18 protein-coding genes are annotated in these 20,020 nt (G+C 69.8%); 13 read left to right on the forward strand and 5 right to left on the reverse strand.

What is annotated here, in order from left to right:
- The first annotated feature begins 105 nt into the window (after nucleotides 1-105).
- Nucleotides 106-1,782, forward strand: coding sequence for an alkaline phosphatase (locus tag C5E06_RS16430; RefSeq protein ID WP_219820237.1), 1,677 nt, complete (start codon nucleotides 106-108; stop codon nucleotides 1,780-1,782).
- Nucleotides 1,783-1,889: 107 nt separating this feature from the next.
- On the opposite strand, the gene C5E06_RS16435 is transcribed toward C5E06_RS16430, so the two are convergent.
- The 3 genes from C5E06_RS16435 to C5E06_RS16445 form a co-directional block, all read right to left on the reverse strand.
- Nucleotides 1,890-2,522 (reverse strand): LysE family translocator, encoded by a 633-nt coding sequence (locus C5E06_RS16435; RefSeq protein ID WP_104244103.1) that lies wholly within the window; start codon nucleotides 2,520-2,522, stop codon nucleotides 1,890-1,892.
- 127 nt (nucleotides 2,523-2,649) lie between these two features.
- The gene (locus C5E06_RS16440) at nucleotides 2,650-3,768 is read right to left on the reverse strand and encodes a hypothetical protein (RefSeq protein ID WP_104307588.1); all 1,119 of its coding nucleotides are present in this window, start codon (nucleotides 3,766-3,768) and stop codon (nucleotides 2,650-2,652) included.
- 176 nt (nucleotides 3,769-3,944) lie between these two features.
- The gene (locus tag C5E06_RS16445) at nucleotides 3,945-5,306 is read right to left on the reverse strand and encodes an MATE family efflux transporter (protein WP_258067717.1); all 1,362 of its coding nucleotides are present in this window, start codon (nucleotides 5,304-5,306) and stop codon (nucleotides 3,945-3,947) included.
- Nucleotides 5,307-5,448: 142 nt separating this feature from the next.
- Here C5E06_RS16445 and C5E06_RS16450 point away from each other — a divergent pair, with 142 nt between their 5' ends.
- Complete coding sequence (locus C5E06_RS16450; protein WP_104307590.1) at nucleotides 5,449-7,461, forward strand: M13 family metallopeptidase; 2,013 nt, start codon at nucleotides 5,449-5,451, stop codon at nucleotides 7,459-7,461.
- Nucleotides 7,462-7,547: 86 nt separating this feature from the next.
- Here the strand turns inward: C5E06_RS16450 and C5E06_RS16455 are convergent, their stop codons facing one another.
- Both C5E06_RS16455 and C5E06_RS16460 read right to left on the reverse strand, forming a co-directional pair.
- Complete coding sequence (locus C5E06_RS16455) at nucleotides 7,548-8,090, reverse strand: hypothetical protein (protein ID WP_181063012.1); 543 nt, start codon at nucleotides 8,088-8,090, stop codon at nucleotides 7,548-7,550.
- Nucleotides 8,091-8,223: 133 nt separating this feature from the next.
- A complete protein-coding gene (locus C5E06_RS16460; RefSeq protein ID WP_104244113.1) occupies nucleotides 8,224-9,576 on the reverse strand; it encodes a glutamyl-tRNA reductase in 1,353 nt (450 codons plus the stop codon).
- 143 nt (nucleotides 9,577-9,719) lie between these two features.
- On the opposite strand from C5E06_RS16460, the gene hemE reads away from it, so the two are divergent.
- The 11 genes from hemE to hemL all read left to right on the forward strand — a co-directional run bounded on the left by hemE (nucleotide 9,720) and on the right by hemL (nucleotide 20,016).
- Entirely contained in the window at nucleotides 9,720-10,853 is a 1,134-nt protein-coding gene (gene hemE, locus C5E06_RS16465) for a uroporphyrinogen decarboxylase (RefSeq protein WP_258067719.1), read from the forward strand.
- Nucleotides 10,850-12,319 carry an NAD(P)/FAD-dependent oxidoreductase gene (locus C5E06_RS16470; RefSeq protein ID WP_104307592.1) on the forward strand — a complete coding sequence of 490 codons (1,470 nt, stop codon included), beginning with the start codon at nucleotides 10,850-10,852 and terminating at the stop codon, nucleotides 12,317-12,319. The genes hemE and C5E06_RS16470 overlap by 4 nt, the downstream gene beginning before the upstream one ends.
- Nucleotides 12,320-12,416: 97 nt before the next feature.
- Entirely contained in the window at nucleotides 12,417-12,740 is a 324-nt protein-coding gene (locus C5E06_RS16475; protein ID WP_104244117.1) for a hypothetical protein, read from the forward strand.
- 30 nt (nucleotides 12,741-12,770) lie between these two features.
- A complete protein-coding gene (locus C5E06_RS16480; protein WP_104307593.1) occupies nucleotides 12,771-13,232 on the forward strand; it encodes a phage holin family protein in 462 nt (153 codons plus the stop codon).
- The gene (locus tag C5E06_RS16485; RefSeq protein ID WP_104244121.1) at nucleotides 13,225-13,521 is read left to right on the forward strand and encodes a DUF3618 domain-containing protein; all 297 of its coding nucleotides are present in this window, start codon (nucleotides 13,225-13,227) and stop codon (nucleotides 13,519-13,521) included. Before C5E06_RS16480 ends, C5E06_RS16485 begins: the two co-directional genes overlap by 8 nt.
- 60 nt (nucleotides 13,522-13,581) lie before the next feature.
- On the forward strand, nucleotides 13,582-14,394 hold the full coding sequence (gene hemQ, locus C5E06_RS16490) for a hydrogen peroxide-dependent heme synthase (RefSeq protein ID WP_104244123.1): 813 nt from the start codon (nucleotides 13,582-13,584) through the stop codon (nucleotides 14,392-14,394).
- An 89-nt stretch (nucleotides 14,395-14,483) separates the two neighbouring features.
- A complete protein-coding gene (locus C5E06_RS16495; RefSeq protein WP_258064853.1) occupies nucleotides 14,484-15,677 on the forward strand; it encodes a ferrochelatase in 1,194 nt (397 codons plus the stop codon).
- Nucleotides 15,674-16,597 carry a hydroxymethylbilane synthase gene (hemC, locus tag C5E06_RS16500; RefSeq protein ID WP_258067721.1) on the forward strand — a complete coding sequence of 308 codons (924 nt, stop codon included), beginning with the start codon at nucleotides 15,674-15,676 and terminating at the stop codon, nucleotides 16,595-16,597. The genes C5E06_RS16495 and hemC overlap by 4 nt, the downstream gene beginning before the upstream one ends.
- 33 nt (nucleotides 16,598-16,630) lie before the next feature.
- Entirely contained in the window at nucleotides 16,631-17,545 is a 915-nt protein-coding gene (locus C5E06_RS16505) for a uroporphyrinogen-III synthase (protein WP_104244129.1), read from the forward strand.
- A 96-nt stretch (nucleotides 17,546-17,641) separates the two neighbouring features.
- Nucleotides 17,642-18,667, forward strand: coding sequence for a porphobilinogen synthase (gene hemB, locus C5E06_RS16510; protein WP_104244131.1), 1,026 nt, complete (start codon nucleotides 17,642-17,644; stop codon nucleotides 18,665-18,667).
- Nucleotides 18,664-20,016, forward strand: coding sequence for a glutamate-1-semialdehyde 2,1-aminomutase (gene hemL, locus C5E06_RS16515; RefSeq protein WP_104244133.1), 1,353 nt, complete (start codon nucleotides 18,664-18,666; stop codon nucleotides 20,014-20,016). The genes hemB and hemL overlap by 4 nt, the downstream gene beginning before the upstream one ends.
- Nucleotides 20,017-20,020 lie beyond the last annotated feature (4 nt).

The raw sequence follows: 20,020 nt of genomic DNA on the forward strand, positions 1-20,020 counted from the left end.
AAATTCACCGGGGAGCTACCCGGGGGAAACTGCGGCTTCGCCGGACATGCGAATGGTTCTCATAGCGTCGCCGAGGTACCCCGAAGACGGACCGGAAGGAACCAGATGCCCAGCATCATCCGCAGACCACTCGCCGGAGGCGCAGTCGCGCTCACCGCGCTCGCCATCGCAGGCACCGCGTTCGCCGCGACGCCGGCCGTCGCCGACGAGACCGGCCCGAAGAACGTCATCGTGCTCATCGGCGACGGCATGGGCTACAACTTCGTCGACCTCGCGAACGCCCACACCAGCGGCGAGACCTACTACCAGGTCACCACGGGCGGGGACAAGAAGGTCATCCCAGCTGGCAGCAACGCTGACCGGCCGACGGAGGGCTTCCAGAGCTGGGACCTCGCCGGCATGTCCACGAACTGGGCTGAGGGCCCCGCGTACGACCCCGCGGAGTCCTGGACCGACTTCGAGTGGAACAAGAACGACCCGACCGACTCCGCCGCGGCAGGAACCGCCATGGCGACAGGCGTCAAGACCTACAACGCGGGCATCGGAGTGGACGTCGACGAGAACGTGGTCGAGAATCTCTCGGAGCGTGCGAACTCGCTCGGCAAGTCGACGGGCGTCGTCACGAGCGTGCCGTTCTCGCACGCCACACCCGCTGCCTACTCGGCACACAACGTGTCGCGCAACGACTACCACGGCATCGCCGCCCAGCAGCTCTCTGGCGAGATGGACGTCGTGATCGGCGCGGGCCACCCGTTCTACGACGACGACAACCAGCCCTTGGCCGCACCGAACTACCAGTACGTCGGCCAAGCGGAGTGGGAGGCCGCCACGAACGGCGCGAGCGACTACGCCTTCCTGGAGACGAATGAGGACTTCGCGGCGCTCACCGAGGGCGACACCCCCGAGCAGGTCTTCGGGGTCCCCCAGGTCGGCTCGACGCTGCAGCAGGGCCGCACGGACAGTGGCGCGAGGAACGACGTGCCGGGTCTCGCGACGCTCACCGAGGGCGCCCTGAACGTGCTCGACAACAACGACAGCGGCATGTTCCTCATGGTCGAGGGCGGCGCGATCGACTGGACCGGGCACGCCAACCAGACCGACCGAGCACTCGAGGAGACCCTCGCCTTCAACGACGCCGTGGATTCCGTCATCGACTGGGTCGAGACCGAGTCGAGCTGGGATGAGACGCTCGTCGTCGTCACCGCCGACCACGAGACCGGCTACCTCTCTGGCCCGGTCGAAGGCCAGTTCACGCCCATGACGGTCGAGAACCACCTCGACTACGCCACCCACTCGTGGAACTCCACGAACCACACCAACCAGCTCGTGCCCTTCTTCTACAAGGGTGCAGGTGCCGAGCAGCTCACGGCGCTCGCCGATCAGCGGGACCCGCTGCGCGGCCACTACCTCGACAACACCGAGATGGCGCAGTGGCTGCTGACGTCCGCGTGGGTCGAGGTCGCTCCGCCGGCTCCGACCGTGCCGACCGAGCCGACGGCCACGACCGTGCCGACCGCGACCACAGAGCCGACGGCGACCGCGACCAACGAACCGACGGCGACGACCGAGCCGACCGCGTCCACGACGGCATCCGCCACCGCTCCTGCCAGTGCGGCTCCAGCACCCACGAGCACCTCGGCGACCGGCCGGGGCGGGGACTCGCTGGCCACGACCGGCGCCGAGGGTGCCGCGCCCATCGCGATCGGCGCTGGTCTGCTCCTCGCCGCAGGCATCACCGTGGCACTCGTCGCCCGTCGCCGCGCCGCGCCCGAGCGCGAGTAGCGGAGGAGCTCCCAACAGCGAGGCGTCACCAAGAGCACGCCGCTCGCGCGCGGAGCGCATGGCTGGCCGGTCCCGGATGCACGGGACCGGCCAGCCTGACCGCGTCTCTAGGACTTCGCGCCGGTGAAGGCGAGCGCCCCGCCGAGCCCGATCATCATGGCTCCACCCGTCGCTGACATGCCGGAGATGCGCTTGGGGGAGCGTGCGAACCAGGCCCGTGCGGTGCCGGCGAAGAGCGCCCACGCACCGTCGAAGACGAGCGCCAGCAGAAGGAAGCAGACGCCGAGCTCCATGAGCTGGAGCCAGGCCGGCCCGGCCGCCGGCGACACGAACTGGGGGAGCACGGCCACGAAGAACGCGATCGTCTTCGGGTTCGTGCTGCCGACGATGAAGCCCTGCGTGAGCAGCTTGAAGGCGCTCGCGGGAACGGGCGGTGCGGCCTCGAGATGGGCGTTCCTCGTGCGGATCGCCTGCACGCCGAGCCAGACGAGGTAGACCGCGCCGACGATCTTGATGATCGTGAACGCCACGACCGACGAGGCGACAAGAGCCCCGACCCCGAGCGCCACCGCGAGGACCGCCGGGATCATCCCGATGGCGTTGCCGACGACGCTCAGCACGCCGGCCCGACGGCCGAGCGCGATCGACCTGCCGATCACGAAGAGCACGCTCGGCCCCGGGATGAGGATGAGCAGCACCGACGCGATGGCGAAGGCGAGCAGGCTGTCGAGTGGGACCATGACGAGAACGTACCGCTCCCGAGGCCCGAGCGCGAGCGATCCTGGGGGACGGTCAGGCCCATGTTCGGACCCTCCCCGAGTGGGCCTCGCTCTCAGCCGGAGCCCTTCGGAGGCCCGCCCTTCACGCTCAGGCCGGGACGACGCCGTAGGCGTAGGCGAACTCGGTGGTGCGCTGGTTGCGATCGTTGTTGTCGGCCGGAAGGAAGCCCACGTGCCCAGCGGTCGACGCCACGTCGAAGGAACCAGCGCCCGGAGCGTCGTAGACGATGTCGAACTCGAGGAAATCGTCAGCGTCGAGCGGTGTCCCGAACACGGCGACAAGCTCCTGCACACTCGAGCCTGCCTGACGCTCCGGTGCGGTCACGTTCTGGAGGAAGTCACCGGTCGCGGTGCCGTTGCGGCGGACGTTGGCGATGGAGAAGGTCGTCGTCGAGCGGTAGTCGAACCTGACGACGGCTGAGCCCGACGCGGGAAGCGGGCTCGGGCCGACCGACGTGATCTTGACCGACGTCGGACGGCTCGTGCGGGCCGGCCCGGTGCCGAGGGGCACCGTCTCGAAGCTCGCCTCGGTCTCCGCGGCGTACGGTGCGGCCGGCTCGAGCTCGGTGACGCCGACGCCCTGCAGCACGTTGTTGTCGGTCTTGGTCTCGGGAGCCAGAGACGTGGCGCTGACCCGGGATCCCGTGATCTTCGCCGGGTCGTACGCGTCGTTCGGGTAGCGCAGGAGCACGGTCGACTCGACGACGAGCACCACCGCACCGGTGGGGAAGATCGGGTCGTCGGACTCGTTGACGGGAACCGAGACGGGGACGAGCCACCTGTGCTCGGTGCGCGTTCCGGTCACGATCGTCTCGACATCGTCGACGTACGTGGGCTCAGCGGCCCCGGCGACCCGGTACCCGACGCGGTCGATCGTGGCCACCTCGTTGTCGACCGTGTAGCTGGCCTGGAAGCCCGAAGCAGGGGAAGGCGTGTCGCCGAAGTTCGCGACGGCGAAGTTGCTGAGCGGCACGAACGACGTGTACCGCTGGGAGTAGTCCGGCGTGAAGAGGGGGAGGGAATCCCCGAACTGCAGGCCGACGATCGCGAGGTCGAACCCGGCGGTCGTCGTGCTCGCCGACGCCGACGGTGCTCCGACGGCCAGTGTCACGAGGGGAATGCTCCAGGCGCCGGCAGTCACGATGGCGCGCCGCGAGGGGAGCTGCTTGTCGGTCGAGCTGCTGTTCGAGGGAAGGGATGCACGCATGGTGGAACTCCAGAGGGGGATCTGTTGGCGCCGGCGTCAGATGCGCGCAGCGTCTGCGAGCCCAGGGGCGACCCGCAATCCCCACATTTGCAGGAAATCACCCGGGGAGCGATGGGGAGAACTCCCCGTGGCTCGGCTCGGCTCCGCGAGGACGAGCAAGCGGATCCGTGCGTCCGCTACCTCGCGGCGCCCGGGACGAGCCACTTCGTGCCGCGCTCCCTGGCACCCAGGACGAGCGCCCGAGCGCCCATGGTGCCAACGGCGAACGACGCCCACAGCACTCCGAGACCAGCCGCACCCTGCATCCCGAGCTGCAGCACGACCGTCACGCCGACCACCAGCACGAGCAGCGGCGGGATGCCAGCCAGCGCCAGGTAGCGAACGTCACCCGCCCCGATGAGGATGCCGTCGAGCACGTAGACGAACCCCGCGATCGGAGTCCCGGCAGCGAGGATGAGGAACCCGACGGGCAAGAGGGAGAGCACGGCGGTGTCGCTCGTGAAGACGTACCCGAGAACCCACGCGAGGGCCGCGAACACGACCGCGAGGATCACGCCGAACCAGAACCCCCACTGCTTGAGGCGGCGGGAGATCGCCGTGACCCGCTTCGTGTCACCGGCACCGAGGGCGTGCCCGACCATCGCCTGGCCCGCGATGGCGAGCGCATCCAGGGTGAAGGCGATGAGGCTGTTGACCGAGAGGAGGATCTGCAGGGAGGCCAGCTCCGCGACCCCCTGCTGCCCGGCCGCCCAGACCAGCACGACGAGGGAAGCGCGCAGCGTGAGGGTGCGCAGCACCATGAACGCGTTCGCCGAGAACACCGTCCGAGGGTCGCCGATACCCGGCCGCAGCGAGACGCCGAGCTCGCGGCCCGCTCGGACCGCGATGACGATGTAGACGATGGCCATGCCCCACTGCGCGATGACCGTTCCGAGGGCAGACCCCGCGATGCCCCAGCCGAAGCCGTAGATGAAGACCGCGTTCAGCCCCCCGTTCACGGCGAAGCCCGCGATGGCGACGACCAGCGGCACCTTGGTGTTCTGCAGGCCGCGCAGCAGGCCCATGGCGGCGATGACGAGCAGCATCGCGGGGAGACCCCACAGGCTCAGGGACAGGTACGTGTTCGCGGCATCGATGGCGCCGGGATCGCTCGTGAAGACGCCGACGAGCGGAGCGCTCAGGGGGAGGCCGACGATGAGGAGCACGAGCCCGCAGAAGGCCGCCAGCCACATGCCCTCGATACCGGCGCGGATGGCGCCTGGCCGGTTGCCGGAGCCGAGCAGCCGCGCCACGACCGGGGTCGTCGTGTAGGCCAGGAACACCATGATGCCGACGATCGTGTGCAGGATCGTCGCCGCGACTCCGAGGCCAGCGAGCGCCGTATCGCCGAGGTGGCCGACGAGGGCCGTGTCGGTGAGCAGGAACAGCGGCTCGGCGACGAGCGCCCCGAACGCCGGAACCGCGAGGGTCAGGATGCTGCGGTCGAGCGCGCGTGCATCGGCGCGTCCAGCGGGTTGGGGGTTCCGAGATGCGCGCACGGATCCATCCTCCCAGGAGTCAGCGCGAAGCCCGTTGCCCAGACGCGGGCAGGTGCACGGTGGGTGACCCCGCGTCCCCTCGCGTGTTCGCCCTGAGGTGATCTCAGCGCCTGTGTCGGTGGCGTGTTCTAGCCTGAGGGACATGTCACAGACGGACGACCTCGCCTCCACCGCTCCCGCAACCGAGCAGCTGCCCTCGGGCATCGACCTGGAGGCGCTCGACGCCTCGGTCCGCCCCGCAGACGACCTGTTCAGGCACACCAACGGCAAGTGGATCGCTGCCACGGAGGTGCCCGCGTACCTGCCCGCCTACGGCAGCTTCATCCAGTTGCGCGAAGACGCCGAGAAGGCGGTCCTCGACATCCTGAAGAGCGGCACGGACGCGGAGCCCGGGTCGGAGCTGCGCAAGGCGGCAGACGCCTACGCGGCGTTCATGGACGAGGAGAAGCTCGAGGCCCTCGGCTTCGACCCGGTTCGCCCCGACATCGACCGCGCACTCGCCGCATCGACGATCGACGAGTTCCTCCACGTGCTCGGCGACCTCGAGCGCACCGGCCTCGGCTCGTTCGTCTCGGCCTATGTCTACCCCGACCTCAAGTCGCCCGCAGAGTACGCCCTCTACTTCGAGCAGTCGGGCCTCGGCCTGCCTGACGAGAGCTACTACCGCGAGGAGCAGTACGCCGAGATCCGCGAGCAGTACACGGCGCACATCGCCCGCATGCTCGGCCTCGCCGGACTGCCGGACGCGGAGGCTCGGGCCGCGCGCGTCTTCGCGCTCGAGACCGAGATCGCCAAGCTCCACTGGGACGTCGTCAAGTCGCGCGAGGCGGAGCTCGCGTACAACCCGCGCACCTTCGCGGAACTCAGCGCGGCCTACGCGAACGTCGACTTCGCGGGCTGGACCGCACGCTGGGGTGCACCGGCCGGCGCACTCGACCGCGTCATCGTCCGTCAGCCGGACTTCTTCGAGGGTGCAGCTGACCTGCTCACGCACGAGCGGCTCCAGGCCTGGCAGGACTGGCTCGTCTGGGGCATCGTCTCGCAGTACTCGGGCATCCTCGCCCCGTCGGTCTCCGCGGCCAACTTCGACTTCTACGGCAAGACCCTCCAGGGCACGCCAGAGCAGCGCGAGCGCTGGAAGCGGGGCACGGGCCACGCTGAGGGCAAGCTCCCCGAGGCCATCGGCAAGGCCTACGTCGAGCGGCACTTCTCGCCGACCGCGAAGGCCAAGATGCTCGAGCTCGTCGGCTACCTCACCGGGGCCTACCGCGCATCCATCGCCGAACTCGAGTGGATGAGCCCAGAGACCCGTGAGCGAGCCCTCGACAAGCTCGAGAAGTTCGTCACCAAGATCGGGTACCCCGACCGCTGGCGCGACTACTCCGACCTGGAGATCAGGGACGACGACGTGGTCGGCAACTCGCGCCGGGCCTCCGTCTACGAGGCGGCCTACGAATTCGCCAAGCTCGGCACGCCCGTGCGACGCGACGAGTGGATGATGCCGCCACAGACCGTCAACGCCTACTACTCGCCAGGCGAGAATGAGATCGTCTTCCCCGCCGCGATCCTCCAGCTGCCATTCTTCGACGAGCACCGCGACCCCGCCGCGAACTTCGGCGCCATCGGCGCCGTCATCGGCCACGAGATCGGGCACGGCTTCGACGACCAGGGGTCCAAGTACGACGGAGACGGGCGCCTCGAGGACTGGTGGACCGCGACCGACCGCACCGCCTTCGAGCAGCGCACCCGGGCGCTCATCGACCAGTACAACGAACTCTCACCTGAGGGCACCGAGGGCCAGAAGGTCAACGGCGAGCTCACCATCGGCGAGAACATCGGCGACCTCGGCGGACTCGGCATCGCCTGGAAGGCGTACCGCGCCTACCGCGCAGACGTCGGCTTCGACGCAGACGACGAGAACGTCATCGACGGGCTCACCGCGGCGCAGCGGTTCTTCCTCAGCTGGGCGCAGGCGTGGCAGCAGAAGGCGCGCCCCGAGTACGCGAAGCTGCTCCTCGCGGTAGACCCGCATTCGCCCGCCGAATTCCGATGCAATCAGATCGTCCGCAACGTCGATGCCTTCTACGACGCCTTCGACGTCACCGAGAGCGATGCCCTCTGGCTCGCCCCGGAATCCCGGGTCACCATCTGGTAGCCGAGCGCTGAGCCAGGCATCACCTCGACGCCTCCCGGGACGCAAGACGGCTCCGGGAGGCGTCGTCTCGTCTCGTCGCTGCGCCGCTACTCGACGCCGATCGGTGCCCAGGCCCCGGTCGACCCCGTCAGCATGATGCGGGCGCCTGAACCCAGGTACGTCGACGCGAGGGCGTCACCTGCACACAGGTCGACGCCTTCCCCCGCGTACACGGTCGACGTCGTGATCCTGTCTTCCGCATCGCCGAAGAGCAGGGCGAACGAGCCATCGGCGACCGGCAGGGTTCCATCCGCGAGCTCGTAGTTCCCCGCGTCGATGCCAGTGCTCTCAGCAAGCGACTCGACCGTATCGCCGGGGCAGGCGATGACCGCGCCGGTCGCGCCGCTCGGCAGAAGCGCGGCGAAATCGAGGGTGGCGCCCATCTCGTTCTCGCTCAGGGCATCCGCGATCGACGTGCCTGGCGGCTGCATGCCCTCCTCGGGGACGGCACCATCGGTCTGCCCGGAGCCCGAGCATCCGCTCAGCGCGAGGAGCGCGGTCGCAGCAACGGTGCCGACAAGCAGCTTGGAGCGGTGTTCGCGGAGCATTCGCAGGGGTTCCCATCGACGGAGCGTGCACTCGGTGGTCATCTCGGGATGCTCAGCCCAGGGCGAGAAGGTGCGGTTCCCGAGATCGCCGGCGCGCATCGATTCTGCCCCGGGTGCTTGAGGATTCGGGTGAGCCTGACCGCAGTGCCGCGCATTCGGCGTCGGGTGGGGGCTGCTAGGAGGTGTGCACGGGGCACTCGAGCGCCCCGTCGTCTTCCGCCTGAGCGACGCGGGGGAGCGCGGTGGGCACGACGGGTGCCGCCGCCGGGGTCGCCGGCTTCGTCGCGGGGGTCTCGCGCTCGACGGTGATGCCGAAGAGCAGCTCGATCGCGTCGAGGTACTCGTCGCCGCGACCAGCGCGGGCGAGTTCCTTCGCGCGCACCGACGGGCTGTGCAGGAGCGTGTTCGCGAGGCGACGCAGAGCAGCCTCGGCGACGCCCGATTCGTCCTTGTTCGCGACGCGCTCGGTCTCCGCGCGCGCGATGTCGGTGATGTGCGAGCGGAGCGCTGCGATGCCCTCCGCGACGCTCGTCTCAGCCTGCTGCTCGACGAACTCGCTGGCTGCGCGGGACACGATGCAGCGAGCCTCATCGGCGGCCCCGAGCTCCTCGAGGGGAGCGTGGATGCGGATGGTCTCGAGGTCGAGCACCGAGATGCCGTCGAGGCGGCCCACGGCCGGGTCGACGTTGCGCGGCATGCCGAGGTCGATGATGAGCGTGGCCTCGGCGCATCCGGGCGCGAGTCGCGCGCCGAGCATGAGGTCGTAGTCGATGACCACCGTGTCGGCGCTCGAGCAGGTGACGACGAGGTCGGCGTTCGAGAGGTGCTCTGGCAGGTTCTGGCCGTCGATGACGAAGACGCCGTCGCGCTCGGCGAACTTGTGGGCGCGACCCGAGGGGGAGTACACGCCGACGCGGGTCACGCCGCGGTCCTGCAGGGCCTTGAGCGAGGCTGCCGCGTACGAGCCGGTGCCGACGAGCACGACCTGCGCGGTGCTCCAGTCGGCGATCTGGGATGCGGCGAGCTCGAGCGAGAGGCGCACGAGCGATCGGCCAGCGCTCTGGAGCTTCGTGCCCGACTTGATGCCACGCGATGTGGTGGACGCCGACTGGAAGAGACGCTCGAGCTGCGAGGTCGACATGCCGGCCGCACGTGATTCCTCGAGCGCGCGGCGCACCTGACCGGAGATCTCGCCCTCGCCCACGACCACGGACTCGAGGCCGCTCGAGACGGCGAAGAGGTACTCGGGCACCTGCGTGTCGTGGATGACGGCCATGTTGGCGCGGAGCGTCTCGACGGAGACGTCGAGTGCCGTCGCGATGGTCGGCATGAGCTCGGGAGCGACCGGCTGAGCCGTGTCGATGTCGAGGTAGATCTCGAAGCGGTTGCAGGTGGCGAGCACAATGGCTCCGTCGACGCCTGGGGCGTCGCGGAGCGCGGACTCAAGTCCGCCATCTTCGCGGGCCGCGAGCTTTTCAAGGACTGGGAAGCTCGCGGTGCGGTGATTGGCACTCAGACACAGCAACACGATTACTTATTGTAGAAGTTCTCCGCGTTTCCGCTTCTGAGCCATACCTTCCCTTAAATCTCTTGCGGTCCGCCAGAGCCGGGAATCCATCGTCGGATGCCCGCTGTACGGCCCCGTCCGGGCGCCGGGTGGAGAATGGGCGGGTGACCGAAACAGCTCCCGCACCCCTGCCGCTCAGCGACTCGCATCCACTCTCCTCCGGCCTCACCGCCGATGCTCCGCTCATCCGCGCGGCACGCGGGGACCGGCCTGAGACGCTCCCGGTGTGGTTCATGCGACAGGCTGGCCGTTCGCTGCCCGAGTACCGCGAGCTGCGCAAGGGCATCGAGATGCTCGACTCCTGCCTGCGCCCGGAGCTCGCCGCGGAGATCACGCTGCAGCCCGTGCGCCGTCACGGCGTCGACGCGGCGGTCTTCTTCAGCGACATCGTGGTTCCGCTCAAGCTCATCGGCGAGGCCGTCGATATCGTTCCAGGCACCGGCCCGGTCTTCGAGAACCCGGTGCGCTCCTCGCAGGAGGCGCACGAGTTCGCCGCGCGCATCAGGGCCCGCATCAGCCCGGAGCTCTTCGCTCCCATCACCGAGGCCGTCTCGCTGACGGTGGCGGAGCTCGGCTCCACGCCGCTCATCGGCTTCGCCGGGGCGCCGTTCACGGTCGCCGCGTACGTCGTCGAGGGCGGCCCCTCGAAGGACCACCTCCGCACGCGCACGCTCATGCAGGCCGACCCCGAGGCGTGGGCCGACCTCTCCGGCGCGATCGCCGAGCTCTCGGCCGCGTTCCTGGAGGCGCAGGTGCGCGCGGGAGCGAGCATCGTGCAGCTCTTCGACTCGTGGGCTGGCTCGCTCAGTCGCGATCGCTACCAGAAGTCGATCGCCGCCTCGAGCGGACTGGCGCTCGAGCGGGTACGGGCCCTTCGCACGCCGGGTGGCGAGCGGGTCCGTACGATCCACTTCGGCGTGGGCACTGCCGAGCTGCTGCCGGACATGCACGCGATCGGGGCCGACGTCATGGGGGTCGATGACCGCATCACGCTCGACGAGGCCTCGCGGCGCCTCGGCGGCGGAGTGCCGCTGCAGGGCAACGTCGACCCTGCTGTGCTCGGAGCGGGCGCCGCGGTGCTGCAGGAGCACGTGCGAGATGTCGTTCGCCGGGGGAACTCGGCGCCCGCGCACATCCTCAACCTCGGCCACGGCGTTCCGCCGTCCGCCGATCCAGCGGTGCTGACCGGCCTCGTGGAGTTCGCCCACTCGCTGCCGGACGGCGGTCGGGTCGAGTGAACCGATCGCCCCTCGGCCAGTCGACGCCCGACCTCGTCGTCGTCGGCGGGGGCATCGCGGGCATGCTCGCCGCCAGACGGGCAGCTGGCCGCGGTGCCAGCGTGGTGATCGTCGAGGCGGGAGATCGGCTCGGCGGGATGATCTGCCGCGCAGACCTGGGCGGGCTGCCGATCGACATCGGTGCGGAGGCGTTCGCCACGCGCGGTGGCGCGTTCGCGGCCCTGCTGCACGAGCTCGGGATGCACGATGACATCGTCGAGCCGCGAGCACTGGGGTCCTGGGTCGTGACCGATGCGACTGCTGCTCCGATGCCGGCCGGGGGGATGCTCGGCATACCCGGGGAAGCGGCTCTGCGTGATGTGGAGTCCCGCGCCGCGGTGCACGCCGCGATCGGCGATGAGGGCATCGCGGAGCTCGAACGCGACCGGACGCTCGACCCGCGTGTCGGCGCCGACGCCTCCGACCTCGAGTCGCTGGTGCTCGCGCGCATGGGGCCGACGGTGCTCGGCCGGCTCGTCGCGCCGGTCACGCGGGGCGTGTACTCGCTCGACCCGGCGGAGCTCGACCACCGGGTGCTCATCCCCGGTCTCGCCGAGCGCGTCCACGAGCACGGCTCCCTGTCGGCCGCCGTCGCGGCGCTCAGGAAGAGCGCGCCCCCTGGCGCCGCAGTTCGCACCGTCGAGGGAGGCATGCACCGCGTGGTGGCGCGGCTCGAGCACGAGCTCGCTGAGCTCGGCGTCGATGTCCGGCTCTCCACTCGCGTCGCCTCAGTGCTCGAAGACGGCTCCGCCCTCGAGCAGGCCTGGCGCGTCGAGCTCGAGGGCGCTGGGTCGCTCTTCGCGAAGCGCATCCTGTCGACCGTCGCCGTGCCGCGCTCCGTCTCCGCCCGCGGTGACGACTCCGAGGGGCCATCCGGCGAGGCGGTTGCGATCGGCGGCGCTGCCGCAGTCCCCGCCGAGGTCGTCGCGCTGCTCGTGCAAGCCCCGCAGCTCGACGCTCACCCGCGAGGCACTGGCGTGCTCGTCGGCGACCCGAGTACGACCATCCGGGCGAAGGCCCTGACTCACGTCACCGCGAAATGGGCCTGGCAGGAGGCGGCAGCCGACGGGATGCACGTGCTCCGGCTCTCCTACGGTCCACACGCTCGCGGGGGCAGCGAGCCGCTCACGCATTCGCTCAGCGACGACGAGACGACCGAGCTCGCGCGCGGCGATGCCGGGCGCCTGCTCGGCACGACCATCGAGCGCGAGGACGTCATCGCGATGGCCAGGCACGTCTGGCGCATCCCGGCCCCGGCCGCGCGCATCGGAAGATCCGCAGAGCTCCGGGGTGCGCGGGACGAGGCGCGGCGGACGGCTGGGGTCGCGCTCGCCGGCACCTGGATCGACGGAACGGGGCTCGCGAGCGTCATCCCAGGGGTGCTGCGCGCCGTGGATGAGCTCTTCCCCGAGGACGCACAGGCTTAGCGCGAGTTGAGATGCCTCGCGGGGCTAGGCTTGCTCCGTGGCTTGATCGCGCCCGATTGACCGATCGCTGGCGTACCGGCGAACGATAGGAGTTTTCATGAAGAAGTTCGTGTTTGTGCTTGGCCTCGGTGCCGGGTACGTCCTTGGTGCTCGCGCGGGGCGCAAGCGCTACGAGCAGATCTCCTCCGTCGCGCAGACGGTGTGGGACACGAAGCTCGTCCGCTCCAAGCGCGCTGAGGTCGACGAGTTCTCCCGCAAGCTGGCTCCGAAGGTCGCCGACGCGGCCGTCAGCGGTGCGAAGCTCGTGACGGCCCAGGTCACGAAGGCGGTCAAGGACAACGGCAAGAAGAGCTCGTCCGGCAAGTCGAACCCGCCTGCTCCCTCCGGAACCGTCGGCAACCCGAGCAGCGACGCGTCCTAACCAGCACTCCCAGCAGAGAGCGACACACCCATGTCTGAGTCGTCAGAAAAGACGCCGATCCGCGGGCCCTTCCCCGGCATCGGCCGCACGAGGGCCAACCCGAAGTCACGGTCGAGCCTCGGCGCGCTCGTGACCGACGTCCCCAAGCTCCTCACGAAGCTCGTGCGCGACGAGGTCGAGCAGGGCAAGCGAGAGCTCATCTCGACCGGCACGAAGTACGGCATCGCGGTCGGTCTCTTCGCCGCCGCGGCGTTCTTCGCGCTCACGCTGTGGGCTGTGCTCGTGACCGCCGCCGTCCTCGGACTCAACACGGTGTTCGCGCCGTGGCTCTCCGCGCTCATCGTGGCAGGCGCGTTCCTGCTGTTGGTCATCGTGCTCGGCCTCGCCGGCTACCTCGCGCTGAAGCGCGCGGGCAAGCTCGCGCCGGAGCGCACGATCGCCAGTGTCAAGCAGGATGTCAACGCAGTGAAGGGGCTCGGACAGTATGAGTGAGCAGAACGGCGAGGCGACTCTCGCGAAGAAGGAAGACAAGCGCAACGACGGCCAGCTGAAGGCCGACATCGAGCGCACCCGACGTGAGCTCGCGGCGACGCTCGACGCGATCGAGGTGAAGGTCGACCCGCGCATCCGCGGCCGCGAGCTCCTCGAATCAACGCGTCACAGCATCCAGCGCCTGAAGGAAGACAATCCGCTCCTGCTCGCGGGCATCGCAACTGGTGCCGCGGTCGTCGTGGCCGGTGGCGTGACCGCCGCCGTCGCCCTGTACCGCCGCTCCCGCTGAGCTCGTGGTCGGCTGTGCGCCGCACCCCAAACACTCCTCGACATTTCGTAGAATAGGACCATGACCCACTCGAATGAGGTCCCGGCTTTCGCCGCCGAGCCCAACGCAACGTCCGCAGTCCCCGCAGAGCACGCATCGGCTGCTCAGCAGGGCGCCCCAGAGGCCCACCATGGCGCTGAGGAGCAGGGGGGAGGCGCGACGCTCACCGAGTACACGATGATCTCGGTCTTCCGACGAGAGACGCTCAACGAGCTCGTCCTGTCCGGGCGCGACGCCATCAAGGCCGTCGACGAACTCGACGGCATCGTCGCGGAGCTGGCGGAGAACGGCGTCAAGGTGCGCGGCTTCTACGACGTCTCCGGGTTCCGGCACGACGGCGAGCTCATGGTCTGGCTGCACGGTGAAGTGCCCGAGAGCCTGCAGTGGGGCCTGCGCCAGATCCGCCGAAGCGAGCTCATCGCGCCGCTCACGCCGTCCTGGCAGATCGTCGGGGTGCATCGCGCCGCCGAGTTCAGCGCGCGCCACATGCCGGCGTACATGCTCGGCAAGGAGCCGCGCCAGTGGGTCACCGTCTACCCGTTCGTGCGCTCCTACGAGTGGTACCTGCTGCCAGAGGACGAGCGTCGTCAGATGCTCGCCGAGCACGGCCGAGCCGGATCGGCGTACACGTCGACGCTCACCAACACCGTCGCATCCTTCGGCATCAGCGACTACGAGTGGCTCCTCGCGCTCGAGGACGACAACCTCCTCAACCTGGTCGACATGATGCGTGACCTGCGACAGACCGACGCTCGGCGCCACGTGCGCGAGGAGGTGCCGTTCTACACGGGTCGCTTCCTGCAGACCTCCGAGATCGTCGAGGTGCTGCAGTGACCGACGTCGCCGCACAGCAGACCGGTTCGAAGCCGCAGGGCCGCAAGCCCGGCCCGGCGACCTTCACCCGCGTCGAGGTCAATGCTGCCGTGAGCGCCGCCTCCGACGCAGCCAAGTTCGGCCCCGAGCACACGACCGAGCCGGTCGCCTACGACGGCATCCTGCTCGCCTCCTTCGGTGGCCCGGAAGGACAGGACGAGGTCATCCCGTTCCTGCGCAACGTCACGGCAGGCCGTGGCATCCCCGACGAGCGGCTCGAGGAGGTGGCCCACCACTACCGGCACTACGGCGGCGTGAGCCCCATCAACGAGCAGAACCGTCAGCTGAAGGCCTCCATCGAGCGGGAGCTCGAGCGGCGCGGCATCGACCTGCCCGTCTTCTGGGGCAACCGCAACTCCGAGCCGTACTTCAACGACGTGCTGCTCGACGCCCGCGAAGCGGGCTGCTCGACGCTCATCGCAGTCGCCACGAGCGCCTACTCGTCGTTCTCCAGCTGCCGTCAGTACCGCGAGGACTTCGCTGACGCGCTCGAGGACACGGGGCTCGGCGGGCAGCTCACGATCGACAAGGTGCGCGCCTTCTTCGACCACCCTGGCTTCATCGCCCCCTTCATCGAGGGTGTTCGCGACGCCGTGCTCAGCCTCGCTCGAGAAGACGCCGAACTCGACCTGGCCACCGAGGTCGAGGTGCTCTTCACGACGCATTCGGTGCCGATGGCGGACGCCGCGAACTCGGGCCCTCCTGGCGCGGGCTTCGGTGAGAGCGGCGCATACGCCGCCCAGCATCTCGCCGTCGCGGAAGTCGTGGCCCTCGCGGCCCTGCAGGAGCTCGCGGAGGACACGACCATCTCAGGCCGAGTGCCAGAGCAGCTCTCCTGGCAGCTCGTGTACCAGTCGCGCTCCGGCCCGCCCTCGCAGCCGTGGCTCGAGCCCGACATCAACGACGTCATCGCCGAGCTCCCCTCGAAGGGCGCCAAGGCGGTCGTCGTCGTGCCGATCGGCTTCGTCTCCGACCACATGGAGGTGCTCTGGGACCTCGACAACGAGGCGAAGGACTCGGCAGCGGATGCGGGACTCGCGTTCCGCCGCACTCCGACCCCCGGCATCCACGCCAAGTACGTCGAAGGGCTCGTCGACCTCGTCCTGGAGCGCCGCGACGCGCTCCCCGTCGAAGAGCGTCCTGCGATGACCTCGATCGGACCGTGGTTCGACGTGTGCCGTCCAGGGTGCTGCGCGAACAAGCGACTGGGCTTCAAGCCGGCGGTCTCCGGACTGCTGCCGTGACCCTGCGGATCGGCACGCGAGGCAGCGCGCTCGCGGTCGCGCAGACGTCGACGATGGCTCGGGCGCTCGAGCGCATCACGGGCGAGCAGACCGAGCTGGTGCGAGTGACCACGCACGGCGACGTGACGCGCGCCGCACTGTCGTCGCTCGGCGGCACCGGTGTGTTCGCGAGCGAGCTGCGGGATGCGCTGCTCGCGGGGGAGTGCGACCTCGTCGTGCATTCGCTCAAGGATCTCCCGACCGCGAAGGCTCCCGGCCTCACGGTGGCCGCGTACCCCGAGCGGGAAGATGCGCGTGACGCGCTCTGCTCGCTGGGCGGAGCCTCCGGACTCTCCCTCGCGGAGCTTCCGCACGGCGCGAAGGTCGGCACCGGTTCGCCGCGGCGCGTGGCGCAGCTCCTGACGCTGCGGCCCGACCTCGAGATCCGCGATATCCGCGGCAACGTCGAGCGTCGTCTCCGCTTCGTCACGGACGGCGAGCTCGACGCCGTCGTGCTCGCTGCTGCCGGGCTCGAGCGGCTCGGCTTCGCGGATGCCATCACCGAGCGCTTCGACCTCGCCGACTTCCCCAACGCTCCCGGTCAGGGCTGCTTGGCCATCGAGGTGCGCGACGATGACGCACCTGCGGGCGTCTCCGAACTCGACGACCGAGAAGCGCGTGCGGCGGTGCTCGTCGAACGCGGCATTCTCGCGACGCTCGAAGCCGGATGCGCGGCTCCCGTCGGCGCTGCAGCCCGGTACGCCGACGGAAAACTCGAGGCGTGGGCTACCGTGTATGCAGTAGACGGATCTTCGCGGGTCTCCAGCAGGCGTGCCGTGGAGGTCTCCGACCCCGGCGCATTCGATGCCGCCCAGGCAGAACTGGTCTCGCTCATCTCGACGGACCTCTTCGATCAGGGTGCTGTCGCGCTGATGGCCTGAACGGAGGGTCCGGACGTGAACGGAGGAACCACGATGGATGCACCGCTGAAGGGCTGGAAGATCCTCGTACCCCGTGGAGGCGTCTGGGGTGGCGACGTCGCGGAGGCCGTTCGCGCCCGTTCGGCGTTCCCCATCACGGCCCCGCTCATCAACTTCGCGAGCCCGAACGAGGACGACTCCCGGGTGCTGAGCGACAAGATCCGCCTGCTCGAGAGCGGGCACTACAACTGGATCGCGGTCACGAGCGCCACGGCTGCCGATGTCATGCACTCGCTCGGCGTGAAGGTGCCGGACCACACGCTCATCGCGGCGGTCGGCGAGACGACCGCGGCCTCGCTGACGACGGCCGGGTACCGGGTGGACTTCGTTCCCACGCACGACAACTCCGCCAAGGGGCTGCTCCTGGAGTGGGCCGAGGCGGCTCGCCGCCAGCCGCCCATCTCGGTGCTGTGGCTGCGCTCGGAGGTCGCTCGACCGACGCTCGCGGAAGGGCTCGCCAGGCGCGGGCACCTCGTCGACTCGGTCGTCGCGTACCGCACGGTGGGTGTGCCGGCGGCGGAGAGCATCCAGTACGACATCCGCAACAGCCGGATCCGAGCGATCCTCGTGACGAGCGGATCCGTGGCGGAGCAGGTGCACAAGCAGTTCTCGCCGATCCCTGATGAGATCTACATCGCCGCGATCGGCCCCCGGACCGCGAAGGACGCCAGGCAGCTGGGTCTCCGCGTCGACGTCGTCGCCAAGCAGCGCTCGGTCGCGTCGCTGCTCGACGGGCTCGAGTGGCTTGCGAGCGGCAGCGACATGCCGGTGACCGAGGCCATCGATCTGAAGGCGCTCCGCGCGTTCGAGGCGAGCGAGCTGCAGGCCGAGCACGACAGTCGACCGGTGCCGAAGGAAGACATCCCGGCCCTCGACGAGGGACGCGGTCAAGCCCCCAATGACCGCTGAGTTCGCCGCCTGCTGGGCGGATCGGACCCACACGCCGACAAGCCGGGCCGCGTCCGCGACCGTCGGCACAGAACTCCTGAGGAAGGACACGATCGCATGATCTCCCCGAGCCGCAGGCCTCGTCGCCTGCGCCAGAGCGACGCCGTGCGCCGCCAGGTCCGCGAGGTGCGCGTGCACCCGAACGACCTCATCCTGCCGCTGTTCGTCCGCGAGGGCGTGAGCGAGCCGATCGCGATCTCGTCGATGCCCGGCGTGCAGCAGCACTCGCTCGACTCGCTGCGCCGCGCGGTCGAGGAGGCGGCGACGCTCGGAGTCGGCGGGGTGATGCTCTTCGGCGTGCCGGAGACTCGCGACGCCGTGGGCTCGGGCGCGACCGATCCGAACGGCATCCTCAACGTCGCGGCCCGCAAGCTGGCGGAGGAATTCGGCGAGGACATCGTCGTGCAGACCGACCTCTGCCTCGACGAGTTCACCGACCACGGCCACTGCGGCGTGCTGGATGCGGCCGGTCGTGTCGACAACGACGCGACGCTCGAGCGGTACGACGCGATGGCGATCGCCCAGGCCGACTCCGGTGCCGCGATGCTCGGGATGTCGGGGATGATGGACGGCCAGGTCGCGAGTGCGAGGGCCGCCCTCGACGCAGCCGGGCACACCGACGTCGCGATCGTCGCCTACTCCGCGAAGTACGCGTCGGCGTTCTACGGCCCGTTCCGGGAGGCTGTGGACTCGCAGCTCCAGGGAGACCGTCGCACCTACCAGCTCGACCCGGCCAACCGCCGCGAGGGCATGCGGGAGGCGCTCATCGACATCGATGAGGGCGCCGACGTCGTCATGGTGAAGCCGGCTGGCTCGTACCTCGACGTGCTCGCCGATGTCGCCGCGGAGTCGATCGTTCCCGTGTGGGCCTACCAGGTCAGCGGCGAGTACGCCATGATCGAGGCCGCCGCGGCGAACGGCTGGATCGACCGCGATCGCGCGATCGCGGAGTCCATCACGTCGATTCGACGCGCTGGCGCCGATGCCGTGCTGACCTACTACGCGAGTGAGCTCGCGCGCACCCTGGCGTCGCAGTCGGGCACGCCAGTGTCGGCGGCCCATGGCAGAGTGGATGCACGATGAACCACGACGTCTCCGCCTCGCTCTTCGCCCGCTCGCTCGAGGTCACGCCCGGGGGTGTGAACTCGCCGGTCCGCGCGTACGGCTCGGTTGGGGGCACGCCTCCCTTCGCTGCCTCCGCGACGGGTCCGTACCTGACCGACGTCGACGGCAACGAGTACGTCGACCTCGTCAGCGGGTGGGGCCCCATGCTGCTCGGGCACGCGCATCCCGCCGTCGTCGAGGCAGTCCAAGACGCGGCGGCTCGCGGACTCTCGTTCGGAGCCCCCACCCCCGCTGAGACGCAGCTCGCGGAGCTCGTCGTCGATCGCATCGCCCCCATCGAGCAGGTGCGCCTCGTCTCCACGGGAACCGAGGCGACCATGACGGCCCTGCGGCTCGCACGCGGCTACACGGGCCGCGACCTCATCGTGAAGTTCGCGGGCTGCTATCACGGCCACTCCGACGGCCTCCTCGCGGCCGCGGGCTCGGGCCTCGCCACGCTCGCGCTCCCGGGCTCTGCCGGTGTGCCGGAAGCCATCACCTCGCAGACCATCGTCGTCCCGTTCAACGACCTCGACGCCGTGCGCGCCGCGTTCGCCGAGCATCCCGGCGAGATCGCCGCTGTCATCACCGAGGCGTCACCCGCGAACATGGGCGTCGTCCCTCCCGAGCCTGGCTTCAATCGCGAGCTCGCCCAGCTGTGCTCGTCCGAGGGTGCCCTGCTCGTCTGCGACGAGGTGCTCACCGGGTTCCGCACCGGGCCAGCAGGTTGGTGGGGCGAGGAGCAGAAGACCGAGTCCTCGAGCGGATGGCAGGCCGACCTGTACACGTTCGGCAAGGTCATCGGCGGCGGCATGCCCGTCGCGGCCCTGGGCGGTCCGCGCGAGATCATGAGCCACCTCGCCCCGCAGGGCCCCGTCTACCAGGCTGGCACGCTCTCGGGGAACCCCGTCGCGGTCGCCGCCGGCATCGCGACGCTCTCGCACGCCGACGACGCCGTCTACGCTCGCGTCGACGCGGCTGCCGAGCGCATCCGCACCGCGACCTCCGAGGCGCTCACCGCCGCGGGCGTCGCCCACTCGGTGCAGAACGTCGGCAACCTCTTCAGCTTCACCTTCGGCGATGGCGCGGCGCTCGGCTGGACCGGAACCGGCGGCGGGCCGCGGAACGAGGACGAGGTCAAGCGCCAGGAGGCCTGGCGCTACCCGCCGTTCTTCGCCGCGATGCTCGACGCCGGTGTCAACCTGCCGCCGAGCGTCTTCGAGGCCTGGTTCGTCTCGGCTGCCCACGACGATGCGGCCATCGACCGCGTTCTCGCGGCGCTCCCCGCAGCAGCCCGGGCCGCGGCCAACGCCTCGGCACCCGAGTAGGGCC

The organism is Pseudoclavibacter sp. RFBI5 (assembly GCF_002931395.1).
GTDB lineage: Bacteria > Actinomycetota > Actinomycetes > Actinomycetales > Microbacteriaceae > Pseudoclavibacter.